The organism is Parapedobacter tibetensis (assembly GCF_024704835.1).
Taxonomy (GTDB): domain Bacteria; phylum Bacteroidota; class Bacteroidia; order Sphingobacteriales; family Sphingobacteriaceae; genus Parapedobacter; species Parapedobacter tibetensis.
In genome coordinates this window covers 1-25370 of sequence record NZ_JAMXBE010000013.1, presented here as the reverse complement: position 1 = coordinate 25370, position 25370 = coordinate 1, and the positions used below count along the sequence as shown (strand labels likewise).

At 50.7% G+C, this 25370-nt stretch carries 13 protein-coding genes; 9 read left to right on the top strand and 4 right to left on the bottom strand.

Annotated features, from left to right (window positions below):
* Window positions 1-5: 5 nt before the first annotated feature.
* From NF543_RS18570 to NF543_RS18530, 9 genes are all read left to right on the top strand, one after another.
* The gene (locus tag NF543_RS18570) at window positions 6-908 is read left to right on the top strand and encodes a PorP/SprF family type IX secretion system membrane protein (protein WP_257669684.1); all 903 of its coding nucleotides are present in this window, start codon (window positions 6-8) and stop codon (window positions 906-908) included.
* A gap of 137 nt (window positions 909-1045) precedes the next feature.
* On the top strand, window positions 1046-2464 hold the full coding sequence (locus NF543_RS18565; RefSeq protein WP_257669683.1) for a glycoside hydrolase family 28 protein: 1419 nt from the start codon (window positions 1046-1048) through the stop codon (window positions 2462-2464).
* A 6-nt stretch (window positions 2465-2470) separates the two neighbouring features.
* Window positions 2471-3916: a glycoside hydrolase family 28 protein gene (locus NF543_RS18560; RefSeq protein ID WP_257669682.1), complete on the top strand. Its 1446-nt coding sequence runs from the start codon at window positions 2471-2473 to the stop codon at window positions 3914-3916.
* Between the two features lie 3 nt (window positions 3917-3919).
* Window positions 3920-7570, top strand: a complete 3651-nt coding sequence (locus tag NF543_RS18555; RefSeq protein WP_257669681.1) for a DUF4450 domain-containing protein — start codon at window positions 3920-3922, stop codon at window positions 7568-7570.
* 22 nt (window positions 7571-7592) lie between these two features.
* Window positions 7593-9749, top strand: coding sequence for a hypothetical protein (locus NF543_RS18550; protein ID WP_257669680.1), 2157 nt, complete (start codon window positions 7593-7595; stop codon window positions 9747-9749).
* Between the two features lie 53 nt (window positions 9750-9802).
* Window positions 9803-12250, top strand: coding sequence for a glycoside hydrolase family 31 protein (locus NF543_RS18545; protein ID WP_257669679.1), 2448 nt, complete (start codon window positions 9803-9805; stop codon window positions 12248-12250).
* 24 nt (window positions 12251-12274) lie between these two features.
* Entirely contained in the window at window positions 12275-12592 is a 318-nt protein-coding gene (gene rhaM, locus NF543_RS18540) for an L-rhamnose mutarotase (RefSeq protein ID WP_257669678.1), read from the top strand.
* Window positions 12593-12618: 26 nt separating this feature from the next.
* Window positions 12619-15393: a glycosyl hydrolase gene (locus NF543_RS18535; protein WP_257669677.1), complete on the top strand. Its 2775-nt coding sequence runs from the start codon at window positions 12619-12621 to the stop codon at window positions 15391-15393.
* A gap of 58 nt (window positions 15394-15451) precedes the next feature.
* Entirely contained in the window at window positions 15452-16483 is a 1032-nt protein-coding gene (locus NF543_RS18530; protein ID WP_257669676.1) for a GntR family transcriptional regulator, read from the top strand.
* 73 nt (window positions 16484-16556) lie between these two features.
* On the opposite strand, the gene NF543_RS18525 is transcribed toward NF543_RS18530, so the two are convergent.
* From NF543_RS18525 to NF543_RS18510, 4 genes are all read right to left on the bottom strand, one after another.
* Window positions 16557-18551 (bottom strand): OmpA family protein, encoded by a 1995-nt coding sequence (locus tag NF543_RS18525; protein ID WP_257669675.1) that lies wholly within the window; start codon window positions 18549-18551, stop codon window positions 16557-16559.
* A 24-nt stretch (window positions 18552-18575) separates the two neighbouring features.
* Window positions 18576-19592, bottom strand: a complete 1017-nt coding sequence (locus tag NF543_RS18520) for a PorP/SprF family type IX secretion system membrane protein (RefSeq protein WP_257669674.1) — start codon at window positions 19590-19592, stop codon at window positions 18576-18578.
* Window positions 19593-19678: 86 nt separating this feature from the next.
* Complete coding sequence (locus tag NF543_RS18515) at window positions 19679-23989, bottom strand: Ig-like domain-containing protein (RefSeq protein ID WP_257957530.1); 4311 nt, start codon at window positions 23987-23989, stop codon at window positions 19679-19681.
* Between the two features lie 6 nt (window positions 23990-23995).
* On the bottom strand, window positions 23996-25370 hold a 1375-nt coding region (locus NF543_RS18510; protein ID WP_257957529.1), incomplete at its 5' end, for an Ig-like domain-containing protein.

Below are 25370 nucleotides of genomic sequence, written 5' to 3'. Positions count from 1 at the left end.
CTGACATGAACGAGCAGATTAAAAAAATAAGCCGGTATTTCGCTGCCCTAGTCTTCTGGGTGATGGGAGCTGGTGTATTGTCGTCCCTGGCGCAATTGTCGCCCATGGGTACAGGATATTTCCAAAATCCGTACCTATTTAACACGGCATTGGCGGGTGCAGATGGTGGCACCAAGCTGAACCTTGCGGTGAGGGCAACGGCAAATTCAATGCCCGGTGCGCCTAAGAACCAAGCATTTTCCGCAGACCATGGCTTTGGCCGGTCGGGAATTGGATTGGTGCTGAATAACAGCTCGGTGGGATCCGTGCGGCATACGGGCGGAGCATTGGGCTATGCCTATCACCTGCCGATAGCCGCAAATGACCAACACATCCATTTCGGTGTGGCGATGTCACTTTCGCGCAGCAGACTGGATATGACCAAGGTGACCGCCGAAGGGTATGACCCCGTGCTGGCTTCCTACAACGACAGGGGTACGGAGCTCGATGCTAACTTCGGGCTGGCTTATACCCGCCAACAGTTGACTATAGAATTTTCGATGAGCGACATCGTACGCAACACACGGGATGACAACCGCCAATTGGTAAATAGCCCGCTGTTCTTCTCAGCCGTTAGCTATGCTGTGCCGCTTGATGTCGAGAAAAGCGACATCACGTTGGTGCCCAAGGTTTGTTTCCGCGGCATGCGAGGCACGGATAATGTGCTGGATTTGGGCGTGGATTTCCACTTTGCCGAACACTTCCGGATCCTCGGGCTTTACCACACGTCAAATAATGCGTCTGCGGGTTTCGGTGTAAGCTTGGGAAACCTGCAGTTGCTGGGTATGTATAGCATGGAAACCTCTTCGCTGAGCCGCTATGCCGGCAATGCATTTGAGGTGGGGTTGGGGTGGGGGTTGAAGAAATAAATGGGCAGAACAGTTCATGCCCTTTTTTATTGTAACGATTTCATTGGAATTAACCCAGTTCGGGTTTGTTCAGGACGGTTAACCAAAGTACGGTTTGTATACTTGCTAGGTAAAACCAATATAAAGTTAAATAATCAATGATAGCTTTTTCACGGACACTGCTCTCTTTCCTGATATGTTGCATTTTTGCTATGACGGCCCATGCCGATGATCCCGATTGGATAACCCATGTAGGCATCCGCAACTTGGACATCCCTGAACAGACCTTCCGGGCAAACGACTATGGTGCGGTTGCCGATGGCGAGACGTTGAACACCGAGGCAATACAACGCGCGGTGAATGCCTGTGCCGCCGAAGGTGGAGGTAAGGTGGTCTTTGATAAAGGCAGTTACCACACCGGCTCCATATTTCTGAAATCCAACGTGCAACTGCATATCGATGAGGGCGTGGAATTGTTGGGAAGCCAAGATCTGAAGGACTATCCCGAAATATGGACCCGTGTAGCGGGTGTAGAAATGCTATGGCCTGCTGCATTGGTTAATATTATTGGTCAGCGCAATGCGGCTGTAACCGGCAAAGGCATCATCGATGGGCAGGGTAAACCGTTTTGGGATGCATATTGGGCCTTACGCAAGGAATATGAATCTAAAAAACTGCGGTGGATCGTCGACTATGACGCCAAGCGCCCCCGTACACTACTGGTGGATGGATGTTGGGATATCCTCATTGAAGATATCACCTTCAGGAGAGCGGGTTTCTGGACGGTACACATTCTTTATTCCTCTTATGTGACGATAGATGGCATTACTGTACAAAATAATATCGGAGGGCATGGCCCGAGTACGGATGGTATCGATATCGACTCCTCCTCTTGGATATTGGTACAGAACGCCGATATCGACTGCAACGACGATAATTTCTGTATCAAATCCGGCAGGGATTGGGATGGCCTGCGCATAAACCGCCCTACGGAATACGTGCTCATCCAAAATTGCATTTCCCGTAAAGGCGGAGGACTGATTACATTTGGCAGCGAGACTTCCGGTGGGATGCGCTACATCATGGCACGCAACCTCAAGGCGCAAGGGACCAAAGTGGGCATCCGGTTTAAATCGGCCCGCAACCGAGGTGGCGTAGTGGAGGATATTTACCTCCAAAATATCACGATGGACAGCGTGGGCGTGGCCATAGAAATAACGCCCAATTGGAACCCATCTTACAGCTATTCCGAATTGCCCGAAGGCTATGACTACCGCACACTGCCGGATCACTGGCGGGCCATGCTGGAGCCGGTGTTGCCAGCGAGCCGCGGAATCCCTACATTCAGGAACATCTACATTGACCAAGTGAATTGCCAAGACGCACGCAAGGCAATTTTTGCTGATGGGTTGGTGGAAAAACCTTTGCAGGGTTTCCATTTGAAGGCCATACAGATCCGTGCCCGCGAGGCGGGCAAGATACAGCATGCCAAAGATTGGTCGTTTGACCAGGTGGTCATTGAGGCAGCCGATGGCAATCCGCTGAAAATCACCGATTCAGACAACGTTGAACTTTAAAAACTCATGAGACTATCCTTTTTCAAGCAGCTTCCCGTACTTTCCTTACTACTGGTTTTTTTATCAACGGCTTGTCATGATGCCAAACATCAGGATATAGCGGATTACACCCCTTGGCACTCCGTAGACGAGCCTCTGGCCGAACTGGAACGGGTTCGGCAGCAGATCAGCGCACCAACGTTTCCAGACCGCGATTTTGTGATAACGGATTTTGGGGCAGTTGGTGACGGCACGACACTAAATACGGAGGCATTCAAGAAGGCTATTGAAACATGCCATACCAGTGGGGGAGGGCGCGTGGTGGTGCCTTTTGGAACGTTTTTGACAGGAGCCATCTACCTGAAGAGCAATGTGAACCTCCACTTGGCGGATAGCACCACGATCTTGTTTAGCCGCGATAGCACGCAATATCCCATGGTTTTCACCCGCTGGGAAGGGATGGAATTGATCAACTATTCAGCCTTGATCTATGCTTACGGCGAAGAGAATATCGCCATCACTGGCATCGGTACCTTAGACGGTAATGCCGACAATAACCATTGGTGGTGGTGGAATGGGGCTGAACGTTTCGGCGGGCGTAAACACATCGGCTACCAAAAGGTGGCGCGCGATTCCCTGCATGTGCTCAACGATCAGCAGACCGACCCAAAGACCCGTGTGTTTGGCGACGGCTATTACTTAAGGCCGAATTTCATACAGCCATATCTCTGTAAAAACGTCAGGATTGCGGATGTGAAAGTAATCAATTCACCCATGTGGAATATCAATCCTGTCTTATGCGAAAATGTCATTGTGGAGCACGTGAAGGTAATCTCCCATGGCCCGAATAATGACGGCTGCAATCCAGAGTCGAGCAAGAATGTGCTGATTAGCCACTGTTACTTCGATACGGGCGACGATTGCATTGCCATCAAGTCGGGACGCGATGGTGATGGACGCCGGATTGGAATACCTTCGGAAAACATCATCATTGAACATTGCTACATGAAAGACGGGCACGGTGGGGTGGTTATCGGCAGCGAAGTATCTGGCGGTGCACGGAACATCTTTGCCCTGAACAACACAATGGATAGTCCGCAGCTGGATAGGGTATTACGCTTGAAGACCAGTTCCAGTAGAGGCGGCATTATTGAGCATATTTTCATGAAGGATACGAAGGTGGGCACCTATAAAGAGGCTGCAGTGCGGTTCAATATGTTTTACGAGAAGCCAGGGGATTTTCTCCCTACCATCCGCAATATATGGGTGGAAAATATGGAGGTGGAGCGTGGCGGAAAATATGGCATATTGATCAATGCTTACGAAGAATCACCCGTGCAGGATTTCAGGATGGTCAATTCGACCATGCACGGCGTGCGCACACCCATAAAAGCAAACAATGTGCGTAACATGACGATGGAGAATGTGGATATGGATGAGAAAAGCCTGGAGAAAACGGAGGAGTTTAAATAGGCAATGGAGAGTATAAAGAACTGGTATGTCATTGTTTTTACTCTGGTTTGGGGTTGCTGTTTGCTGTGTAGCGTTGCGGAGGCGGTAGCCCAGCAACGCTTTTGGCATAACCTGCCGCGGGAGGTAAGGTATCTTCCAGATGGCGAAGATTTTGTAATCCAAAATGGGAACAGGCGATTCAACAGGGCACTCTATGGTACCAACACCGCATTTCGTGTGGAGGCGGGCGATTTACCCGAATTTGCATTGTATCTGCCCGGTGTAGGCGGTAACCTCCAGTTCGGCTTGGTCGATGAATCGCAAAGCAAATGGGTAATCAACGCGCAATCGATCGAAGCGCGTTACCGGCCGGGTACCATGCTGTATCGCATTCGAGACTCCTTGTTGGGCGACGCGGAACTGCACGTGCAGGTACTGGCCTTGGCCGATGGTGAGGGGATGGTGCTGAAGGCGCATGTGGAAGGAACAATTCCCCGAGATTTGAGACTCGTGTCCGTTTTTGGCGGAGCCAACGGCAAAACGTTCAGCAGGGGAGGGGATATCGGAGCAGACCCGGAATCGGGTTTTTACCTGCATCCAGCATACTGCGAAGGCAATACCTATGCGATAGCCGGTCAAGTGTTTGAACTTAGCTATGTACACGGCCGTCGCGGACAGCAGCAGCTATGGGGTATGTTTCCCGATCAGGGTATGCTGCGTCTTGGCGATGCGAATGCCCTGGCTACACCAGCGGCACTTCTTGGATCATCGAGTTCAGATACCCCCGTGCTGCTATCGGACCTCAAGCTTCAATCAGCTACAACTTATTATTTTTTGGTACGTACTGGCGATGGTGGGGCGCAACCAAACACGGATGCAGAAATCGCATTCCGTGAAGCGGAGAATGCTCGAAGGACGCTGGCTGGTCGGGTAAAAATCAAGACCCCCGATCCGTTTATCAACACGCTGGGCGGAGCGCTGTCCACAGCGGCCGATGCGATCTGGGAAGATCCCACGTTTCTGCATGGCGCGGTGGCTTGGCGCATGCGCCTGAATGCCTGGCGTGGGGCCTATGCGGGTGATGTCTTGGGCTGGAGTGATCGGGCACGGAGGCATTTCGAGAGCTACGCCAACTCGCAGGTGACGGCGCCGGAAACCGCTCCGGTGGTGATGGATACCGCACTGCACCTCGCCCGTCACCTCGAGGAAATGGGCACAGCCATGTTTTCCAGCGGTTACATCTCCCGCAACCCCAACGATAACAGTAGGCCCCACCATTATGATATGAACCTGGTATTTTTCGATCAGGTGCTCAACCATGTTAATTGGACCGGAGATACCGCTTTCATGCGTAAGATGTGGCCCTCCATCAAGCGTCACCTTGCTTGGGAGAAACGCAATTTCGATATGGACGGTGATGGATTGTACGATGCATACTGTGCCATCTGGGCCAGCGATGGTTTGCAATATAGCGGAGGTGGTGTCGCACACACTTCGGCGTATAATTATCGGGCGAATCGGATTGCGGCGGACGTCGCCAGCTGGTTTGGTGAAGACCCGACCCCATATCGCCAAGAGGCAGAAAAGATCCATAAAGCCGTGAATGAACGGCTATGGATACCGGAAAAAGGGTGGTATGCCGAATACCAGGATTTGTTGGGCAACCAATTGCTCCATTCCTGGCCCGGACTGTGGACCATTTACCATACCATTGATTCCGAAGTGCCGGATCCCATGATGGCTTATCAAGCCTTACGATATGTCGACAATCATATCCCACATATCCCTGTTCGCGCCAATGGATTGGCAGACACTTCATTATATACACTTTCTACAACCAATTGGCAGCCATACACCTGGTCGGTAAACAATGTGGCCTTGGCAGAAGTACTGCATACTACGATCGCCTACTGGCAGGGTAATAGACCGGAGGAAGCATATCGACTATGGCGCAGCAACATCATTGAAAGCCTGTATTTGGGGGCCAGCCCCGGAGGATTCCAGCAGCTATCATTTTATGATGCGCGGAGAGGGCAGCTTTACCGTGATTTTGGGGATCCGATCGGTATAGCGGCGAGGACGGTGGTAGAAGGACTGTTTGGCATTAAACCCAATGCAATCAACAAGGTGTTGACTATCCAGCCCGGTTTTCCCGAGCAATGGGATAGTGCATCATTGGAACTCCCTCATATCTCCTTTCAGTATGATCGGAATGGAAAACATGAAGTGTTTGAAATCCAGCCGGGCTTCGGGCAGCAGATGGCCTTATGCTTAAAAGTCAATGTTCGCGGGGCAAGTTTGATAGCGGCCAAGGTGAATGGCGTTGAAGCGGTATGGCATAACCTGTCCGATGCCATTGGGAGACCAATGATTGTGATTGAGGCGGATCCTTCTGAAACCTACCGGGTAGCGTTAGAATGGTCTTCGGAAACGATAGTAGAACCAGAATTGCCAGCGGTTATCTTCCCCAATGCCGCATTTACTTTGGATTTTCCCGGAGCTTCCGTTGATCACATTGATGACCCGCAGCAGGTACTGGCTCATACCCACATGGAAGGGAATGCCTGGTCGGGGGCGATTAAGACAACTGGGAATAAAACGTTTTTTGTCCGGTTAAGCCAAGGAGAATTTTCTTGGTTGAAACCGATTGATCTCCATGTCATCCCAGAGGTACAGCTGCTGAGCGATCGGGAGCAAGATGGAGCAGATCTTCACCTTACGATTGTCAATCATGGAGCAGAAAAGAGGCTGACCGTGCTGGTAAATGAAGATAAGGGAGATTATCAGGAAACCATCACGATTCACGCACAAGGGAAAGTGGAACATCTTGTGCATCGAAACGGGGTGATTTGGGGGACAAACACCATTCGCATTGTCGATGAAACCGGAGCGGTTGTCGCGCAAAAACATATCCAACATTGGAACGCGATAGCGGCAGCTCCGGCTTCTTATGAAGCGGTTCCTATGGATGGCATATTCAATGACCGTGTTGATCAAATTTTCAAGAACCAGTATTTATCGCCGCGGCCAACCTCCCCCACATTGCAGTTGCCATGGCAAGGGATTGGCAACTGGTGCTATCCCCTTACGGAAGCTCATATAGATGATAGCGGAATCCGCGAACTCGCTGGCGAGCACAATGAAATCAAGCTACCCGGTGGAGTTCCCATACAAACCACGGGTGCCGCTGAAGGTGCTAATATCGCGTTTGTCTCCAAATGGGATAACTATCCGGATTCCTTAGCTATTCCATTATCGGGAAAAGCCAATCACGTCTATTTATTAATGGCGGGATCTACGAACCCAATGCAGAGCCAATTGGATAATGCGGTAATCAGCATACGGTACAACGATGGTTCCATTGACCGGTTGGCACTGAGGAATCCAGAAAATTGGTGGCCCATCGAACAGGATTTCTATAACGATGGATACGCATTTGATACCGGAGCCCCGCATCCTTACCGTGTCCATCTGAAGACGGGCAAAATAACCCGGGAAGCAACGCAGTATACAGAAATCAAGGGGTTCACCCAACGGGCTATCGATGGCGGTGCTGCAACGGTATTGGATTTACCACTCAATCCCGATAAAGAACTGCAATCGCTGGAGTTGCAGGCGTTGGCCAATGATGTGGTCATTGGGTTGATGGGAGCAAGCCTGCAACGAATAGAATAAATTATAAACAAAATAAGCAATCATGAAGTTAACGTTTTTTGGGAAGGTTATTATGGGGTTTGGACTGTGTGCCTTGGCCGGAGGTTGTAGCCAACCGAGCGGTATCGACAGGCAGGAGGTCGTTCGGAGGCATAACATCATCAATACGGAAGTGGATTCATTGGCATCCCTGACCATCGGAAATGGGGAATTTGCGTTTACTGCAGATGTAACCGGATTGCAGACTTTTCCAGACCGCTATGCCAAAGGCGTTTCATTGGGTACACAATCCGAATGGGGATGGAATCGATTTGACGACAGTGTGGGCTATCGCTTTGAAGAAACCCTTAGGTCCTATGATTTCAACAACGATGGACATGAGGCCACCTATAGCGTGCAGTGGAAAGAAGCAGGACGCAACCAAGATGCGGCCAATTGGTTCCGGAAAAACCCACACAGACTCCAACTTGGCAATGTCGGTTTCGATATCTATAAAAAAGACGGGCAGCTTATCGCTCCCACTGATGTACAAGATATTCGTCAGGAGCTTGATCTCTGGACAGGGGAATTAACCAGTAGCTTTTCCATTGAGGGCCAATTGGTCGAAGTGGTGACAACGGCCCACCAGCAAGAAGACCTGATCGCGGTGAAGGTTACATCAGCCCTCTTGGATGAAGGTCGGTTGAAGATACGGCTACGCTATCCATACCCGACGGCTGAATTTTTGGATGAAGGCAATCATTGGGCCGACCATGAACACCATAAGACGGATATCAGTCAGCAAAATAAACGAGGCGCTGTTGTCACCCATACATTACAAGGAATTACCTACCATACGGTTCTTGGGTGGAGTGGAGCACATATTCAGCCCACAGGTACGCCACATTATTTTCAAGTTACGCCGGCGGAAGGGCAAAAAACATTTGAATGCAGTGTATTATTTGCATTGGAAAAATCCGACCCAGCCGAGCTGCCCGATTTTGAGGCTTCCTCGGAAAGCTGCAAATCGGGATGGAAAGCGTTCTGGTCACGTGGCGCTGCCATTGATTTTAAGGGGAGTACCGATGCTCGGGCAGATGAGCTGGAACGACGCATTGTGCTTTCCCAATACCTTACTAAAGTACAGTGTACAGGTAATTTTCCACCGCAGGAAACAGGGTTAACTTTCAACAGTTGGTTTGGGAAACCTCACTTGGAAATGCATTGGTGGCATGCCGTGCATTTTGCCTTATGGGATCGGGTGGATCTGATGGAAAAAAGTTTGGGCTATTTTGCCCAAGTGGCAGACAAGGGGCGGGCTTTGGCTACCCGGCAAGGTTATGAGGGCATTCGTTGGCAAAAAATGGTGGACCATGAAGGTGATGAGTCGCCTTCATCCGTAGCCGCCTTCCTCATCTGGCAACAACCCCATTTTATCTACCTCGCAGAATTGGCCTATCGGGATAAAAAGGACCCGGAGACAATTGAAAAATACAAGGAACTCGTATATGCCACAGCTGAATTCATGGCTGATTTCCCTACATACGATAAGGAAAACGACCGTTACAACCTCGGCAAAGGTGTGATTCCTGCCCAAGAGGTCTTCCCGGCTGTTGACACCTATAACCCAACTTATGAGGTTGCGTATTGGGACTGGGCTCTTAAAATCGCTCAGGAGTGGCGTGAACGGGATGGCTTGCCCAGGCATGAGCGATGGGATGAAATCATTGATAAATTGGCACCCTTACCCCAACAAGACGGTGTTTACCTCGCCACGGAAAGTGCTCCTGATTCCTATACCAACGACCGTTGGCGGACGGATCACCCGGCAGTGCTGGGCGCTTTGGGCATGGTGCCCGAATCGCCTAAACTGGATAAGGAAATCATGGCAAATACCCTGGATAAAGTCTGGGAAACCTGGTTTTGGGAGAAGACCTGGGGATGGGATTTTCCGATGACCGCCATGAATGCCGCACGGCTTGGTCTGCCTGAAAAAGCCCTGGATGCCCTGTTTATGGATATACAAACCAACCGCTACCTGAAAAATGGCCACAACTACCAGGATGGCAGGCTGCGCATTTACTTGCCCGGTAATGGGGGTATACTTATTGCGGTGGCCATGATGGCTGGTGGCTGGGATGCGAGTGAAGGCGAATTACCCGGATTTCCGAAAGACGGCTCATGGACCGTAAAAGCGGAAGGATTTAAAAAAATGCCTTAGTGTCCACCGGTAATATCCACTACCCAAAACATCAATTAAAAAAGATAATACGGATGATCCACTTAATACAATATGCCATTGCTGCCTTACTGGTGATTAACATCACCGCCGCCGTTGCCCAGGAAGGGCAGGACCTTTTGCATGTTAAAAAACAGGGCAATACGTTTCTATTGGAAACCGCTGTCTCCAGCACAAAGCTAACATTCTGCACAAGCGATGTGGTGCGGATAAGGACATCATGGACGGGAACGTTTGAGACCGAACCAAGCCTCATGGTGGTACGTGACGATTGGCCCCCTTCGGAGGTCGCTATGACGGAGACCGATTCTACGGTTCGACTGGTATCGGACTCGTTGATCGTACATATTATCAAAAGTCCATTTTCCATACAGCTATATGACCAGCATGGCGCTTTGTTGTCTGCCGACTGTGGTGGGCCCTATCGAGAAGGGGAGCGAACAGGTGTACGTAAGGCACTTCAGGCCGAGGAGTATTTCTTTGGCTTCGGAGAGCGGATGGATTTCATAAACCAACGTAATAAGAAGCTTACCTTGAAGGTAGGACGTGGTAAAGGACGCCCACATGAAGTAGGGGCATACAACATTCTGGAGGCTAACTATTCGCCGGTGCCGTTTTTCATGAGTACACGGGGATACGGTATCTTTTTACATAACCCCTATACCACCCAATGGGATATGGGGCATTCGGATCAAGATGCGTACGCTTTTGAAGCGGAAGGCGGCGAATTAGACTATTATTTTATCTATGGACCGACGTTCAAGAACGTGGTAAAACACTACACCAACATTACCGGGAAGTCGCCTATGTTGCCCAAGTTTGCCTTTGGCTTGCATGCTGGCACCTATAGCGGCGGCACGTGGGGGCATGAGGAACAGACGTCCGACGCTTATGTAATTGCACTGGCACGTAAATTCCGGGAATTGGGTATCCCCATTGATTTGCTGTGGTTGGATTCCACTTGGCGGATTTTTGGCAAAAACGGTGGCAAAGGGGCTACGTCGTTCGAATGGCGCGAGACCTTTGCCGACCCTAAAGGGATGTTTGATAGCCTATATGCCCTGAATTATGCCATGGTGGGGCTCCATCTTAGGCCGCGTTTTGACAATGGCCAGACCATGGATTTGCTTGATCAGGCACGGGCAGGAGGATATGTCTATCCGGAGCAGGATGAAACGGGGAAAGAGGTTGGCGAATTCGTTAATTTCTTCGATCAGCAATCGGTAGACTGGTGGTGGGACAACGGCGTGAAACGCGTGGCCGATCTCGGGGCAATGTTCCTGAAAACCGACGAAGGTAGTGCCTTCGGAGGAAAAGCCAACGAGAGCGATAAGATGGGGCCTGTGGACGAGCAAGCTAAAAAGCTACATAATGTTTTCCCGATAGCCTATGCCAAGGCACCGTACGAAAAATTCCAGGCATACAATGGCATCAGGGGACTGAACCAGACCCGAGAAGGATACGCAGGCATCCAACGGTATCCCTTTATTTTTGCTGGCGATTGGCCTAGCGAATGGCAATATTTCCTACCGGTCATCCGTGCGGGGCTCAACATGGGACTGTCGGGTGTAGGCTATTGGACGCATTGTATGGGGGGATTCGAACATGTGGCCGATCCGGAGTTGTACATCCGTTGGGTACAATTCGGGATGTTCAGCCCAATAGCCATGGTGTTTGGCATGGACCATCCGGGATACAAGGAGCCTTGGAACTATGGCGAGGAAGCACTGGCAAATTTCAGGAAATACGACAGGCTGCGTTATCGCCTTATTCCATATATTTATAGCCACGCTTACGGTATGTATACCGATGGCACCCCGCTTATGCGGGCCATGGTGATGGAGCATCAGCAGGATAGAAATGTTTACGAGATCGATGACCAATACCTATTCGGGAATGATTTACTCGTTTGTCCGGTAGTGACTAAAAGAGCTAAAACAAGGACCGTGTACCTGCCGGAAGGCATTTGGTTTGATTACTGGACAGGCAAGCGCTATGAAGGGCGGCAGTACATCCATGTGACCACGCCCCTGGATACGATGCCGATATTTGCCAAAGCGGGAGCCATCATTCCCATGCAGCGGGAAATGGACTATGTAGGCCAATATGCGGATGATGAAATGCTGCTGGATATTTTTCCAGCTGCAAATGGCCATCTAGATCTTTATGACGATGATGGGATGAGCTTGGATTACCAAGCTGGCGCCTATGCAGTTACGCCAATCCATTCATTCAGTAGGGCAGACCACCTGAATATCCAGATCGGCAAACCCTCCGCTGGTTATGACTTGGGTAACAGGGCTTATACGGCAAAGATCAGGTGGGATATCCCACAAAAGCCACGTGCATTGACGTTCAATGGGCGTAACCTTCAGGAAATGGAACAGCGTTCCGGATCATCGGGTTGGTTTTATGATGCCGAAGCAGGTGTAGTATGGGTAGACGAAAAAATGGACCATGGTGAATTGAATGTATTTTATTAAGAATGGGATATTAAATTTGGAAATATGCAACGAATCGCATTTAAAATGAAGTTGATGCCCGGATGCCAAGTGGAATATAAAAAACGACATGATGCCATTTGGCCCGAACTCAAGGAATTGCTCAAAGAAAGTGGCATAAGCGATTATTCCATTTTCCTCGATGAAGAAACCAATACCTTGTTTGCCGTACAGCAGCAGGAAGCAACAGGCCAATCTTCACAGGACTTGGGTACGCATCCCGTTGTACAGAAATGGTGGGCCTATATGGCAGATATTATGGAAACAAATTCGGACAATTCACCGATAAGCAAACCCCTAAAACAGGTTTTTCATCTTGATTGATGCTTAAAAATTATAAATTGAAGCATATGGTACGGTTATGTGGTGTCTATCTACTGGTGTTGCTTGGCATGCAATTAAGCCTAGCCCAGCCCAGCCCTTGGCCACGTGTGGAAAAAGAAATGAAACCTTGGGCACGTTGGTGGTGGATGGGCAATGCCGTGGATGAATATAATTTGGCGAAATTGATGCAGTCCTATGCCGCCGCAGGAATTGGCGGATTGGAGATTGCCCCGATTTATGGCGCCAAAGGGTATGAAGATCAGTATATACCATACCTCTCCCCACGGTGGATGGAGGTATTGAACTATACAGTCCAACAAGCAGATAGCTTGGATATGGGCATCGATCTGACCACGGGGACAGGGTGGCCATTCGGTGGCCCACAGGTTGGTGTTAAGGAAGCAGCTACCAAAATGGTATTCCGTACCTTCCAATTGACTGCTGTTAAGCCATTCGAAGAGAAAATCCGATCAGCCGATCCGAAGCAGGAATCCGCCCCCTTATTGTCACTTACGGCATATGACGACGAAGGAAATGCTACATTGCTTACCGATCGGGTTGCCGAGGATGGCACACTGGACTGGAAACCAACGAAAGGCATTTGGGAACTATATGCTATCTTTGAAGGTAAAACCCATCAGCAGGTAAAGCGTGCAGCCCCAGGGGGCGAAGGTCTTACCCTCAACCATTTTTCTCATGATGCCCTGAGCCACTACTTGTCACGTTATGATAGCGCTTTTGCTAAGCAACCGCAAGGCATACGCGCATTCTATAACGACAGTTATGAGGTATACGGTGCAGATTGGACGGCGGAGTTCTTCGATGAATTCATAAAACGGCGGGGATATGATTTACGCCTGCATATCCGTGAATTTCTTGGTGATGAATCCAATGACCATGTGGCTCGGCTCAAATCGGATTACCGGCAGACCATGGCCGATTTACTGCTGGAAAACTTTACCCAACCTTGGACCAAATGGGCACATGGATATGGTAGTGTCAGCAAAAACCAAGCACATGGATCACCCGGTAATCTTATCGACCTATATGCTGCTGTGGATATCCCCGAAGTGGAAACGTTTGGTTCGAGTTCTTTTGCCATTCCCGGCTTACGTCGCGATAGTGCAGATGTCCGTTCGGTAGACCCAGACCCCATCATGTTGAAATTTGGCTCTTCGGCGGCTAATGTCATGGGCAAGAAACTAGTCTCTTCCGAAACATTCACCTGGCTTACGGAACATTTCAAGACATCACTCTCCCAATGCAAACCAGAGGTAGAGCAATGTTTCCTTGCCGGGGTCAACCATGTTTTTTACCACGGTATCACCTATTCGCCAGCGGAAGCGGGCTGGCCTGGATGGCTGTTTTATGCTTCGGTCAATTTCGTGCCCACCAACAGCTGGTGGCCACATTTGTATGGGCTCAATGAATACATTACCCGTGTGCAATCCGTATTGCAGGCGGGCAAGCCCGATAATGAGTTGCTGCTCTATTGGCCTATCCATGACAATTGGGATTCCGCGAATGGCCGCATGATGACATTCACCGTGCATAATATCGATAAATGGCTGCATCCCACCGATTTTTATAAAAATGTACAGCGGCTACAGCAAGAGGGATATGCTTACGATTTCATATCGGATAACCTGTTGTCCAACGCCGAAGTGGTTGACGGCCTTATCCGTACGTCAAGCAATGCCATACCCTATAAAATGTTGATTGTACCGGTGACACGGAAGATGCCATTGGAAACATTGGAAAAACTATTGGATTTGGTTCGCCAGGGTGCTACCGTGCTGTTTCAGGCTGTTCCACAGGATGTGCCGGGTCTGGGGGATTATGAAAACAGGCACTTGAGGTTTGAGGCGTTGCTGAAAACGATACCTTTTTCGCCATTGGAGGGTGGGATTAAACAAGCATCGCTAGGCAAAGGGCACATACTGCTTTCAACCGACATCGTGTCGACATTACAACGGCATGATATTGTTGGAGAGCAATTGGTACAGCATGGGCTGAAATTCGTCAGACGGAAAACAACGGATGGCGCCTATTATTTTATCGTTAATCACCATGCTACCACAATCGACACCTGGGTGCCTTTCCAATCTGCAACGGATCACGACGCAATGCTATTGGATCCCCAGAACGGACGGTTCGGGAAGGTAGCCACCCAAACAACTGATGGGAAACGAGGTGTACGTATACAGCTCCATCCAGGTGAGGCTGTTATTCTTAAGTTTTATAATAAACAAGATAAACACATGCCCGATTGGTCATATATCGGGCGAAATGTAGCTGAAATAAACATTACCGACGGATGGCGGATCGACTTTAAAGAAGGAGGGCCCCAATTACCTCCCCCAACTGAAGTTGGGCCATTGGTTCCTTGGACCGATTTTATGGACGATGCGTACCAAACCTTTAGTGGGGTAGGGGCATATCAGGTGACATTCCAGCTTGCCAAAGTGACGAAGGACACGTATTTGCTGGAATTGGAAGGGGTACATGAGAGCGCGCGGGTATGGATCAATGGGCAAGATGCCGGCTTAGCATGGAGCATACCGTATCGTTTACCAATTGGCCACCTATTGAAAAAAGGGAAGAACACCATTCGAATAGAAGTAGCCAACCTTATGGCCAACCGTATTCGGTCGATGGATCGCGCGGGCGTTGAGTGGAGGAAATACCATGAGATCAATTTCGTAAATATCGACTATAAAGCATTTGATGCCTCATCATGGAAAGTTCAGCCTTCTGGATTAACCGGGACTGTCAAGATTAAGCAATACAAAATGGAATAAAATATGCCATTCTTGAATTAACCGCTTATCTTTAGGGCGTAAAAAACCAGCGCTTGCCATGAAACCCATAAACATATTGGACCATATTCATATCAACGAATATGCTGCCACGCCCAAATACCTGCAATTGGCTAATGCAGTGATCAACGCTGTGGGTGCAGGGAAGATAAAAAAAGACGATATGCTCCCGTCTATCAATGAGTTGAGCTATGTGCTTGAGATATCGCGTGATACGGCTGAAAAGGGGTACAAGCACCTCAAGCAACTGGGCGTATTGGGATCTGTACCGGGCAAGGGATACTACATCACCAATGCAGACTTTAAGCGAAAGCTCCAGATCGTACTTTTTTTTAACAAACTGAGTGCACACAAGAAAATTGTTTATGATTCCTTTGTGCAGGCCATCGGAAGCGATGCCTTTGTGGATTTCTACATTTACAACAACGACTTATCTCTTTTCAAGAAGCTGTTTCAAAACCTCAGGCAGGAATACACCCACTACGTAATCATACCTCATTTTATAGAAGGACGTGACAAAGCTGCGGAGATTATCAATACAATCCCGAAGGATAAGTTGGTCTTGCTCGATAAATTAGTGCCGGACGTCGACGGGGAATATGCTGTTGTGTATGAAAATTTTGAAAATGATATTTACAACGCACTTGAACAGGCAAAAGAAAAATTAAGTAAATACCACACCATCAAGCTAATTTTTCCAGATAAAAGCTACTTTCCAAAAGGCATTATCAAAGGGTTCTACCGTTTTTGCCAACAGTATGCATTTAACCATTTGTTGGTTAGCGACATCATGCAAGAGCCAATTGCCGAGGGAGAAGTCTACATCAACCTGATGGAAGATGACCTAGTGAAATTATTGGACAGGGTTATATCCCTTAAGTTAAAAATAGGAAAACAGGTAGGCATCATTTCCTATAACGAAACACCACTTAAGAAATTTATTTTAGATGGTATTACGACCATATCAACCGATTTTAAACGGATGGGCACAGTTGCCGCTCAACTCATACTTGACAATTCTCGCAGGCATGAAGAGGTGCCATTTTATTTAACTTTGAGGGCCTCTTTGTAAGATTTGCCAAGTGAATTATATTTAAGGGTTACGAATGAAAACCATTCGTAACCCTTAAATATAATTTTACCCATTAATATTCCAACACGGTCACCTCTGTCCTGCGGTTGGCTTGGTGTTCTGCACGTGAGCAAGACACACCATCCGAACAATGGTTGACCAACCTGCGTTCTCCATAACCCGCTGCTTGCATTCGGTCGCGGGCAATACCCTTGGATACTAAGTAATCCACGGCTGCCTCGGCCCGTCGTTGTGACAAGGCAACGTTGTATGCATCGCTTCCACGGGAATCCGTGTGGCTTGACAATTCAATCTTCAGTGTCGGATGGTCACGCATGGTACGAACCAACTCATCCAAAATTTCGGCCGCATCCGGACGGATGTTATGTTTGTCAAAATCATAGTAGATATTCTCCAGCTCAAATGTTTGTCCCACTTCGAAAATAGGCTCCAACAATAAAGCAACTTCGAGCGTATCTGATTTGGTGATGCCTTCCGTACTTACTTTCGCCGAGTCTGCATGGTAACCCTCTTTCCGTCCCAAAACTGTATAGCGTTGGTCGCGATCAAGTACAAACTCGAATTTGCCTTGCTGGTCGCTGTTCTTCTTAGCGATAATCTCTCGCTCGCCGTCGTATAATGTTACCGAGGTGGCAGGAAGGCGCTCCCCTGTACTTTTGTCTGAAGTGGTTCCAATCAGGATAATGATAATCCTAGGTTTCTCATAAGAAAATGAATAAATGTCATCACCACCACGGCCGTCCCGGCGGTTGGAGGATAAGTAGCCTGATACATTTGCATCTCCTTCATAAACCGCGATGTATGCGAAGTCGTCTCTGGCAGAATTGACAGGAAATCCCAGATTTTCGGGGCTGCTCCACGTGGATTTATTGCCCTGTGTTTTGAAAACATCGAGTCCTCCCATGCCGGCAAAGCCATCGCTGGAAAAGTACAGCGCCCCATCGGAACCAATATTTGGGAACATTTCATCGCCTGCACTGTTGATGGTGCTTCCGACATTGATAGGGGTACCCCAGGTACCATCCGTTTGTCGCTCGCAGTACCAGATGTCGGTGCCGCCATGACCACTGGGCATGTCAGACACAAAATACAACGTGTTACCGTCTTCGCTTAGCGTGGCATGGCCGACGGAGTATTCCTTGATGTTATTATAGGGAAAAGCTGCGGGTTTCCATTCATCGTTGTCTTTTGTATAGGTATACAGCTCCAGTTTACTTGTCCGGTATTTTTTTCTGGCTTCTCTTGTTCGCTCCCCTTCTTTACCTGGATACGTTCGGGTAACGTAGAGCGTGTTTCCATCTTTGTCGGCTGCTACCGGTCCGATGTGATAAGGTTCACTATTGAGCCCAGCGGGAGCAATGGTCGGCTGGCTTAAGCTATTGTCCGTTGAACGGTCCGCCGTGTACACGCGTAGAAATGTATTTCCTGTCCAGCCATAGGTCGTATTGAACATGTTTGCATCGGGCTCACCGGTATAGTAAATTTTATTGTTAAGGGGGTAGGCCGAAAACTCGGATAAAGCGGTATTGATGTTTGCTTCATTGCGCAGGTAATGTGCTGTCGGGTTAGCCATCCATACAACAGCCGAATCACAGCCTGCAATGTCGATCGCAACGGCTTCAGCATCGCCAGTTTGGCTGGCATACGCTTCAAATTGTTTTCGGGCTTCTGCATATTTTCCATTAGTCTTCAGAACACTGCCATATTTTATCAGGTTCGCTGCATCACTCTTCTCGTCTTGAATCACACGGGCATACCAGTTTTCCGCAGATTCATAGTCATTCATCTTTTCATAACAATCTGCCAAACGCTCTAGGTCTTCTAGACGGGGCTTTTTTCGGTCAGCCAGTTTAACATAGGCTGCTGCCGCATGGGCATATTCATATTTACGGTATAGTTCTTCGGCACGATCGCGTAATCCCAGTTGCTCCTGCGCATGAACCGGTACGATGGATAAAACTGTTGCCGTGATAAACAGCGAAACAAATGTAACCATCGACAGGTAGAACTTGGCCAATGCGTTATCTTTTATGTCCATTCTTTCCATTTCGAAACTCTTAATAATTGATAATTAAAAAAATCTTGGACTAAGCATCCGTTGGTTCAATTTGCCAAAAGTAATACCCAAGGTTACTTCGTGCGATCCGTTCTGCACACCGCTCAGCCGACTTAAGATGTGGTCATAGGAATAACCAACACGTAGGGCTTGCGTGACATAGAGCTGGGCAATGGCGGATATCGAATTGCGACTGCTCAGGCTGTTGCCCGTGTACCGCTCGTAGTCTCGTTTGAAGGCGGTTACCCCGGTGCGCCAACCCCCGCCTATCCAAAAGCGGTTCCCGAATATGAACATGGCATTCAGATCCAAGCTAGTCGGCCCAGTGAAATCTTCCTTTACCAGCACGCTGGGGCGTAGTTTTGTGCCCTCGCTGAGATCGAAGAGCATACCGCCCATGAAATACATATGCCGTTTCCGACGGATATTGTCTGTCGTTGTATTATCCCACCGGAAGATGTTGTTGCTTTGATCACCCGAAAGGAGATCCATGACCGATACCCCTGCATACCAGCGCGGGTTGTAGTAATAGATGCCGAAGCGGATATCGGGAATAAAATTATTGATTCTTCCAGGGGGCACCAAGGGATCTCCGTCGTTAACGGGATTCAATACATCGCCGTTTAAGCTATATTGGGTAACACCAGCACCTATGCCAAAACTTAGCCGCTGTGTATCTTCCTCATTTAACCGAAGACGGAAGGCATAATTTGCATATGCCGAGGATGCTGTCTGTGGGCCTAATCGGTCCGTGATGATTTGTAAACCTATACCATGTCGCTTATTGAGCGGGTCAATCAACCCGTCCACGGATAGCACCCCTGTTTCTGGAGCCCCATCTAGGCCCACCCACTGACTCCGCAGGCCTAATTGACCGAACCATTCTTCTTTATAACCCGCATATGCTGGATTGACACTCATTGAATTGAATATGTACTGTGTAAACTGGATGTTTTGCTGTGCCTTGGCATGCAACAAACCGAAAACCAGTCCCGTTATCACCAGTAGTTTCTTTATGTTCTGCGTATCCATATTGTATGTTTTTTCAACTGTGATGCCCTCAATCCAAGCGGTTGGCAGGTTCATCTTGCCAACCGCTTGGTTCTATGACCTACTTCTTATTGTCTTTTTATCAGTACCCATCCTTTTAAGGTTTCCTCTTGGTTGGTCCTGATTAATCTAACTAAGTAATAGTAGGTGCCTTCTCTCAGGTCTTGACCGCCCCAATCGTTGTTGTAATTCATGTTGCGATATATTTCATTGCCCCAGCGATTAAAGACGGTCACTTCAATCCGGTCATAAGCCTCTTTTCCTATAATCTCAAACCGGTCATTCATTCCGTCACCATTCGGCGTGAATATATTGGGGACAAACACTGGCCTGGCCGTTACTTGTACAACTACTGTAGCCGTATTTGATGGATTTCCATTTTCATCTTCTACCGTGTACGTAAAGGTATCTTCACCAATGAAGCCGGGGTTGGGCGTGTATACTACCGTACCGTCGGTGTTCACAGTCACCGTACCGTTGGTCGGCGGGGTAACGATGGTTACCGTAGCGGAATCGATCGGGGCATCGCCCTCTTCGTCGTTATTCAGTACCGGAATGGTCACCGCTGTCTCAGCCAGTGTCTCGGCCGTGTCGTCATTGGCAACTGGAGGTTCCGGTTCTGCAACGGTTATCATAACGGTTACCGGATCGCTTGGCATGCTGTTTTCATCCTTTACGGTATACTGGAAGGTATCGGATCCGGTATAACCAGGATTCGGTGTGTAGGTGATGTCACCTGTTACCGGATCCACAGCTACCGTACCGTTAGTCGGCGGAGTGGTGATGGTCACCGTCGTCGGATCCAGTGGTACGTCACCTGGGGTATCGTTATCCAATACCGGGATGGTCACCGGTGTACCCGGGGTGGTGGAGGTCTCGTCATCATTGGCTTCCGGACCTTCCACGATGGTGACGGTTACCATTGCTACATTCGACGGCACACCGTTCTCGTCATCCACGGTGTACTCGAAGGTATCCTCACCCTCGAAACCGTCATCCGGCGTGTAGGTCACTTCGCCGGTCACGGGATCAACCTCAACCGTACCGTTTGTCGGTGGTGTGGTGATGGTCACCGTGGTTGGATCCAGTGGTGCGTCACCTTCCTCGTCATTATCAAGAACAGGGATGCTCACCGGCGTATTGACCGTTGTCATGATGTCATCATCATTGGCCACAGGTGGCTCCGGTTCAACAACGTCGACCGTCACGGTAGCCGGATTGCTCGGTACGCCGTTCTCGTCGTCCACGGTATACTCGAAGGTATCCTCGCCCTCGAAACCGGGATCCGGTGTGTAGGTGATGTCACCCGTTTCAGGGTCGACTTCCACCGTACCATTTGTCGGTGGGGTGGTGATGGTCACCTTTGTCGGATCGATGGGGGAGTCGCCTTCCTCGTCATTATCCAATACCGGTATGGTCACCGGTGTACCCGGGGTGGTGGAGGTCTCGTCATCATTGGCTTCCGGACCTTCCACGATGGTGACGGTTACCATTGCTACATTCGACGGCACACCGTTCTCGTCATCCACGGTGTACTCGAAGGTATCCTCACCCTCGAAACCGTCATCCGGCGTGTAGGTCACTTCGCCGGTCACGGGATCAACCTCAACCGTACCGTTTGTCGGTGGTGTGGTGATGGTCACCGTGGTTGGATCCAGTGGTGCGTCACCTTCCTCGTCATTATCAAGAACAGGGATGCTCACCGGCGTATTGACCGTTGTCATGATGTCATCATCATTGGCCACAGGTGGCTCCGGTTCAACAACGTCGACCGTCACGGTAGCCGGATTGCTCGGTACGCCGTTCTCGTCGTCCACGGTATACTCGAAGGTATCCTCGCCCTCGAAACCGGGATCCGGTGTGTAGGTGATGTCACCCGTTTCAGGGTCGACTTCCACCGTACCATTTGTCGGTGGGGTGGTGATGGTCACCTTTGTCGGATCGATGGGGGAGTCGCCTTCCTCGTCATTATCCAATACCGGTATGGTCACCGGTGTACCCGGGGTGGTGGAGGTCTCGTCATCATTGGCTTCCGGACCTTCCACGATGGTGATGGTTACGGTAGCCGGATTGCTTGGCATGCCGTTCTCGTCGTCCACGGTGTATTCTAAGGTATCCTCGCCGGTGAAGCCGTCATCCGGCGTGTAGGTCACTTCGCCTGTTACCGGATCGACCTCCACCGTTCCGTTTGTCGGCAGGGTGGTGATGGTCACCGTGGTGGAATCCAGTGGCGCATCGCCTTCCTCGTCATTATCAAGGACAGGGATGGTCACCGGTGTGTTGATTGGCGTCATCGCCCCGTCGTCGTTCGCCATCGGGCCCACGGGTTCGGCTACCACAACGGTAACCGTCGCTGGGTTGGATGGTACGCCGTTCTCGTCGTCCACGGTGTATTCGAAGGTATCCTCGCCCTCGAAACCGGGATCCGGTGTATAGGTGATATCACCCGTTTCAGGGTCGACTTCCACCGTGCCGTTCGTCGGCGGGGTGGTGATGGTCACCATGGTGGAATCCAGCGGTGCATCACCCGGGGTATCATTATCCAATACCGGTATGGTCACCGGTGTACCCGGGGTGGTGGAGGTCTCGTCATCATTGGCTTCCGGACCTTCCACGATGGTGATGGTTACGGTAGCCGGATTGCTTGGCATGCCGTTCTCGTCGTCCACGGTGTATTCTAAGGTATCCTCGCCGGTGAAGCCGTCATCCGGCGTGTAGGTCACTTCGCCTGTTACCGGATCGACCTCCACCGTTCCGTTTGTCGGCAGGGTGGTGATGGTCACCGTGGTGGAATCCAGTGGCGCATCGCCTTCCTCGTCATTATCAAGGACAGGGATGGTCACCGGTGTGTTGATTGGCGTCATCGCCCCGTCGTCGTTCGCCATCGGGCCCACGGGTTCGGCTACCACAACGGTAACCGTCGCTGGGTTGGATGGTACGCCGTTCTCGTCGTCCACGGTGTATTCGAAGGTATCCTCGCCCTCGAAACCGGGATCCGGTGTATAGGTGATATCACCCGTTTCAGGGTCGACTTCCACCGTGCCGTTCGTCGGCGGGGTGGTGATGGTCACCATGGTGGAATCCAGCGGTGCATCACCCGGGGTATCATTATCCAATACCGGTATGGTCACCGGTGTACCCGGGGTGGTGGAGGTCTCGTCATCATTGGCTTCCGGACCTTCCACGATGGTGACGGTTACCATTGCTACATTCGACGGCACACCGTTCTCGTCATCCACGGTGTATTCGAAGGTATCCTCGCCGGTGAAGCCGTCATCCGGTGTATAGATCACTTCGCCTGTTACCGGATCGACCTCAACCGTTCCGTTTGTCGGCAGGGTGGTGATGGTCACCGTGGTGGAATCCAGCGGCGCATCGCCTTCCTCGTCATTGTCGAGTACAGGGATGGTCACCGGTGTGTTGATTGGCGTCATCGCCCCGTCGTCGTTCGCCATCGGGCCCACGGGTTCGGCTACCACAACGGTAACCGTCGCTGGGTTGGATGGTACGCCGTTCTCGTCGTCCACGGTGTATTCGAAGGTATCCTCGCCCTCGAAACCGGGATCCGGTGTATAGGTGATATCACCCGTTTCAGGGTCGACTTCCACCGTGCCGTTCGTCGGTGGTGTGGTGATAATCACCGTTGTCGGATCGATGGGGGAGTCGCCTTCCTCGTCATTGTCAAGTACGGGGATGGTCACAGGCGCGTCCGGGATGGTGATGGCCACATCGTCATTGGCCTCGGGACCATCCACGATGGTGACGGTTACGGTAGCCGGATTGCTCGGCACACCGTTCTCGTCGTCCACGGTATACTCGAAGGTATCCGGTCCGGTATAACCCGGATTCGGTGTATAGGTCACTTCGCCGGTTACGGGGTCGACTTCCACCGTTCCGTTTGTCGGAGGCGTGGTGATGGTCACCGTGGTGGAATCCAGCGGCGCGTCACCTTCCTCGTCATTGTCGAGTACAGGTATGGTCACCGGCGTGTTGATTGGGGTCATGGCCCCGTCGTCGTTGGCCATTGGTGGTTGCGGTTCGGCTACGTCGACCGTCACGGTAGCCGGATTGCTCGGCACACCGTTCTCGTCATCCACGGTATACTCGAAGGTATCCTCACCCTCGAAACCGGGATCCGGTGTGTAGGTGATGTCACCCGTTTCAGGGTCGACTTCCACCGTACCGTTCGTCGGTGGTGTGGTGATGGTCACCGTTGTGGAATCCAGCGGTGCATCGCCCGGGGTATCGTTATCCAATACCGGTAGGGTCACCGGCGTATCCGGTGTTGTTGTGGGTCCGTCGTCATTGGCCACGGGGCCATCCACGATGGTGACGGCTACAGTCGCCGGATTACTCGGCACACCGTTCTCGTCATCCACGGTATACTAGAAGGTCTCCTCACCCTCGAAACCGGGATCCGGTGTGTAGGTGATGTCACCCGGTTCAGGGTCGACTTCCACCGTACCGTTCGTCGGTGGTGTGGTGATGGTCACCGTTGTGGAATCCAGCGGTGCATCGCCCGGGGTATCGTTATCCAATACCGGTATGGTCACCGGCGTATCCGGTGTTGTTGTGGTTCCGTCGTCATTGGCCACGGGGCCATCCACGATGGTGACGGCTACAGTCGCCGGATTACTCGGCACACCGTTCTCGTCGTCTACCATATACTCGAAGGTGTCTTCACCGGTGAATCCGTCATCCGGCGTATAGGTCACTTCACCTGTTACCGGATCCACTTCCACCGTTCCGTTTGTCGGCGGGGTGGTGATGGTCACCGTTGTGGAATCCAGCGGCGCGTCACCTTCCTCGTCGTTATCAAGGACGGGGATGGTCACCGGTGTGTTGACTGGCGTCATGGCCCCGTCGTCGTTCGCCACAGGTGGCTCCGGTTCAACAACGTCGACCGTCACGGTAGCCGGATTACTTGGTACGCCGTTTTCATCGTCCACGGTATACTCGAAGGTATCCGGTCCGGTATAACCCGGATCCGGTGTGTAGGTGATGTCACCCGTTTCAGGTTCAACTTCCACCGTTCCGTTTGTCGGCGGGGTGGTGATGGTCACCGGTGTGGAATCCAGCGGCGCGTCACCATCCTCGTCGTTATCAAGGACGGGGCTGGTCACCGGTGTGTTGACTGGCGTCATGGCCCCGTCGTCGGTCGCCACAGGTGGCTCCGGTTCAACAACGTCGACCGTCACGGTAGCCGGATTACTTGGTACGCCGTTTTCATCGTCCACGGTATACTCGAAGGTATCCGGTCCGGTATAACCCGGATCCGGTGTGTAGGTGATGTCACCCGTTTCAGGGTCAACTTCCACCGTACCGTTCGTCGGTGGCGTGGTGATGGTCACCGTTGTGGAATCCAGCGGCGCGTCACCATCCTCGTCGTTATCAAGGACGGGGATGGTCACCGGAGTGTAGACTGTCGTCATGGCCCCGTCGTCGTTCGCCACAGGTGGCTCCGGTTCAACAACGTCGACCGTCACGGTAGCCGGATTACTTGGTACGCCGTTTTCATCGTCCACGGTATACTCGAAGGTATCCGGTCCGGTATAACCCGGATCCGGTGTGTAGGTGATGTCACCCGTTTCAGGGTCAACTTCCACCGTACCGTTCGTCGGTGGGGTGGTGATGGTTACCGTTGTGGAATCCAGCGGTGCATCACCCGGGGTATCGTTGTCCAATACCGGTATGGTCACCGGCGTATCCGGTGTCGTGGTGGTTGTATCATCCACCGCTACCGGTCCCTCACTTACCGTT